This window comes from Aeromonas sp. s6 (genome assembly GCF_040907815.1).
Taxonomy (GTDB): domain Bacteria; phylum Pseudomonadota; class Gammaproteobacteria; order Enterobacterales; family Aeromonadaceae; genus Aeromonas; species Aeromonas caviae.
Genome location: NZ_JBFOCN010000082.1, coordinates 1 through 4,396 on the forward strand (window position 1 = coordinate 1; position 4,396 = coordinate 4,396).

4 protein-coding genes are annotated in these 4,396 nt (G+C 56.9%); 1 reads left to right on the forward strand and 3 read right to left on the reverse strand.

The window, feature by feature from the left end:
- The first annotated feature begins 92 nt into the window (after positions 1–92).
- Positions 93–1,163, forward strand: coding sequence for a 2-iminoacetate synthase ThiH (thiH, locus tag AB5Y50_RS12485; protein WP_232091045.1), 1,071 nt, complete (start codon positions 93–95; stop codon positions 1,161–1,163).
- A 678-nt stretch (positions 1,164–1,841) separates the two neighbouring features.
- Here thiH and AB5Y50_RS12490 read toward each other — a convergent pair.
- From AB5Y50_RS12490 to AB5Y50_RS12500, 3 genes are all read right to left on the reverse strand, one after another.
- Positions 1,842–2,216, reverse strand: a complete 375-nt coding sequence (locus tag AB5Y50_RS12490; protein ID WP_049637279.1) for a hypothetical protein — start codon at positions 2,214–2,216, stop codon at positions 1,842–1,844.
- 91 nt (positions 2,217–2,307) lie between these two features.
- Positions 2,308–2,841 (reverse strand): superinfection exclusion B family protein, encoded by a 534-nt coding sequence (locus tag AB5Y50_RS12495; RefSeq protein WP_368162927.1) that lies wholly within the window; start codon positions 2,839–2,841, stop codon positions 2,308–2,310.
- Positions 2,834–4,393, reverse strand: coding sequence for an IS1634 family transposase (locus AB5Y50_RS12500; protein ID WP_368162673.1), 1,560 nt, complete (start codon positions 4,391–4,393; stop codon positions 2,834–2,836). Before AB5Y50_RS12500 ends, AB5Y50_RS12495 begins: the two co-directional genes overlap by 8 nt.
- Positions 4,394–4,396 lie beyond the last annotated feature (3 nt).

Consider the following 4,396-nt stretch of genomic DNA (forward strand, 5'->3'; position numbering starts at 1 on the left):
CCCCTTGTGAAGGGGGAGGCAGGGAGGGGGTTGAGAGAAAGTCGGAGAGTTTTCTCGATAGATGGCTCGAGCTGGAGTGGGACGATATCGGCATGCAGATCCGCGCCAAGACCGCCGCCGATGTAGAGCGGGCGCTGATTACCTCCCGCCGCACCCTGGCCGATTTTATGGCGCTGATCTCCCCGGCCGCCGAGGCGTTTTTGCCGCAGATGGCGGCCGAGGCCGAGCGGCTGACCCGCCAGCGCTTTGGCAACACCATCGGCTTCTATGTGCCCCTCTATCTGTCGAACCTGTGTGCCAACGACTGCACTTACTGCGGCTTCTCCATGAGCAACCGCCTCAAGCGCAAGACCTTGAATAGCGAGGAGATTGAGCGCGAGTGTCTGGCCATCAAGGCGCGCGGTTTTGACAGCGTGCTGCTGGTGACCGGCGAGCACGAGCACAAGGTGGGGCTCGCCTATTTTCGGCAGGTGTTGCCCATCATCCGCCGTCACTTCAGCACGGTGGGGATGGAGGTGCAGCCCTTGTCCGAGGCCGAATACGCCGAGCTGAAAACCCTCGGCCTCGATTCGGTCATGGTCTATCAGGAGACCTACCACGCCCCCACCTATGCCCGCCATCACCTGCGCGGCAACAAGCAGGACATCGCGTGGCGCCTCGCCACGCCGGACCGACTGGGTCGCGCCGGTATCGACAAGATCGGGTTGGGGGCGCTCATCGGTCTCTCCTCGGACTGGCGCGCCGACAGCTACTTTGTCGCCGAGCATCTGAGCTGGCTTGAGCGCCACCACTGGCAGAGCCGCTATTCGCTCTCCTTCCCGCGCCTGCGCCCCTGCACCGGCGGGCTGGAGCCTGCCGTGGTCATGTCGGATCGCCAGCTGGCCCAGCTGATCTGCGCCTGGCGCCTCTTCTCGCCCACGCTGGATTTGTCCCTCTCCACCCGCGAGTCCGCCACCTTTCGCAACGGCGCAGTGCGCCTTGGCATCACCCAGATGTCCGCCGAGTCGCGCACCCAGCCGGGTGGCTATGCCGAGGGGGATGCGGAGGAGCTGGAGCAGTTCGCCATCCACGACGACCGCCCGGTGGGGGAAGTGGCCGCCGCCGTGCGGCAGGCCGGGTTGCAGCCGGTGTTCAAGGACTGGGAACCCTTCTTGGGCCGATAGAGGCGGCCACGCCCCCCTTTGCCGGTGGCATCCGGCATGGTTGGGCGGTGTTCGGCCACACACCTTGCTGGTGGCGACTCTTTGGCTCCCTCCCCTGCGAAGGGGAGGGGTCTTGATGCGATATTTCATTGCCATCGTAGGGTCGATTAGCCATCAGGCGTAATCGTCCGTTCCAAGGCATGGTGTTGGCGGAAGGAGCCGTTGTGTGGTGGCACGGCTTTGCCGTGCAGGACGCGAGGCCGCTGGCCTCGAAGGGTTTTCGCCCGCCCTTCGGGCTTGGGCGAGTAACTTTTCTTTGCGTGGCCAAAGCAAAGTCACCAATCGAGCGGCCACCCCCGCTTATTCGCCCGACTTACGTCGGGTTCCTTCGGCTCACCCGCTTGTCCGACGGCACGCGCCGACGGGCCTTTGGCTTTCACCATCCATGGCTTCGGCCAAAGCCCGCTTCGAACATCCCTGTTCTCGCGCCAAATCGGGTCGAGCGGCGCTCGTCCTTGCCCGATTTGGCCCATGGTCTGGCGCCGCTCGCTTGACATCCTGTCTCGCGGCCTGGACAAGCGGGCTCGCCTCAGCGAATAAGAGGGAGGAGCAATGCTCCTGTCTTTGCTTTTATGATAGATATCATTATAAGAACTTATATTGTTGAACCCCGCTACGCGGTTGTTCAAATGAAATTAGTTAAGTGTTTTTTATATAAAATTCCAAACCGTCCTCATCTAGAGGTCTTAAATCAGAAGAAAATGCATGCCTTTTTTTATAAACTATCTCAAGGTTTACAAAAGAAATTTTCTCCGAGTGAGAATTGATGGATTTACTAGTGTTCTTACGAATATGCTCGTCCCAAATTATAATTTTAGATATTGTTTCTAGATTGTCTATAAAAATGTTATCAGCATCGTGTGATTGATTTTTATCCACCGGAGACAATCTAATTCGGAATATTGCATGCTTATCCATAAGTTCAATCTCAGCTTGTTTAGCGCCTATAGAGTCAGCCCCATATTTGTACCAAATTTCAATTGATGTCTGTCCCTTTCTTAGGCTACGAATCATCTAGACTCTCCTTCAACATAACGCTTAAATGACGGTTGTAGTTTCTACCATGATAGATGTAGAAGGTGTGTAGTTAATTTACTTGTTAGGTCTACCATCTTGAATGCAACTTTTGGCGCGGAGTCATTGGAGCTCCAGTATAGCCATCTAATAAGCTTGGATTCCTATCCAAATATTCACGAGCCCAAGGTTGTAGATTAAATGCAAAGCCATTGAGCATGTCCCCCATGCTTGCTGCCAGATAGGTAATACCTTTTGCACGTAGTCCAGCCATTACTCCATCATCTATACCAACATAAACCGTGTTCTGCTGTTCTTCTATGTATGCTATCAGGTAACCTTTTTCCTCTGGAGTCAAATTATGAAGTACCGCCTGTCGTTTCTTGAGTGTTTGTCTCTGACGATATCCCTGCATCAAAAAATGGAATAGTCTGGCTGCGCAAAATGATAGCGTGAGTAAAAAAGCCGGGCCCAAAAAAACTCTATATTCATTTCTAAAGCCGTCTACAGCTAGAGTTTTAGAGTATTCTTCTGGCAAAAATAAAATGAGACCAAGAACAGATATAATGGCTACTAAGAATGCAGCTGGTATCTTTATCCGACATTCCGCACCCGCTTCATGAATAAATCTGCCGGTATCGAGGGCCGAGAACGTCGATGATGGTCTCCTGAACGGTGTTGATGTCGGTCACTTGGGCTGGTTCGCCCCCCAGGCTGTACTCGTGGATCCCGCCAAAGCACAGGAAGATCCAGCGGGCGGTTGGCTTCTGCGTCGGTTTCTTCTTCATGTCCGGCACGCTGCGGCCTTGGGCAACCAGCCCTTTGCGGATACGGTGCTCCAGCGCGGCGTAAATCATCAGGCTGCAGGTCATCACCATCAACAGGGCTTCAATGCGCTCCGGCTTTTTCAGATAGAGCGATGAGGTCAGAAACTCGGGGCTTTTGAGGAAACGAAAGCCGCGCTCAACCGTTTGCTGTGCCTTGTAGGTGGCCAGCAGTTCGGCCATGGTCAGGGTGCCGCTCAGGTCGTTGGTGGCCAGGATGAACACGCCCGTCTGGGCGTTGGCCTCCTCCACCCGTTCCAGGCAGGTAGCGGCCTGACCCTCGATGCGGTACTGATAGCTGTCGGGTTGCTGGCCGCTTTTGGGTCTGCCGGCGCTGGCGTAAACGGGCTCCGTCAGCACGTGGCCTTGCACAATCTCCAGTAGTTTCAGCCCGTTGGCAAAGCGCGCCAGCTCCGCTTCGGCATCGGCCTGACAGGCAAAGCGCCGCGCGCACAGTTTGGTGAACGCCTTGAGCTCGCGGGTGCTGTCGCCCAGCAGGTGCTTGGCCAGCGTTTTCTGCTCGGCATGGTTGGCCTTTTCGCTGCGCACCAGCAGCCAGCGCTGCGGCACATCCGCGTAATCGGCATCCAGCCAGCGCCCCTGGTAGCCATCGCCCAGCGCGGTCAGCGGCGCCTCACCAATGGCTGCCACAGCATTCCGTGCTTCCGTCAGGGTGCGCGGCACGCGGGTGATGAACAGCTGGCGCTGATGATGCAACAGGTGCAGGGTCTCGGCGCAGTACAGCGCTGCATCACCGACCAGATAGCGGCTCTCCTGCGCGGACTTGAGGCTGCGCAGGTGGCGATTAACCGTCTCGCGAAAGGCGCTGTTATCGTTGCTGTTGCCACTGAGCGCTTGCAGGTACACCGGCAAGCCGGCCTGATTCTCACAGATCAGCTCCAGGATCACCTGATTGAGCTCTGGCCGATGGTCACGGCTGTATCCCCGCACCAGTTGCAGCCGGCCGGTCTGTTCGCCATCGGCGCAGTCATAGGCGCCATCGACGTGAAAGCTGGTGATATCAAGATGCACCGCCGTGGGCTTGAGCCCCAGCTTGGCGACCACTTGCTCGGCCATCACCTGATAAAGCGTCGACACATCGGCCGCAAACAGCGCATCCAGACAGCGCCCGAGCACATCATCATTAAGATCATCGGCGCAGAGCCCGGGGCCGATCAATCGCTCGACCGGCTTGTTGGCGAAGAACCGCGGGAACAGGTGCAAGGTGCTGCTATGGAAGCCTAAGCCGTTGATGATCATGGCCACCAACGCCTGACCATGAGAGACTTTGAAGGATTGGTTTTTGGGCAGCACCGCATCGATCATGCGGGCGATATCGAGCTCTTGGCACAGGCC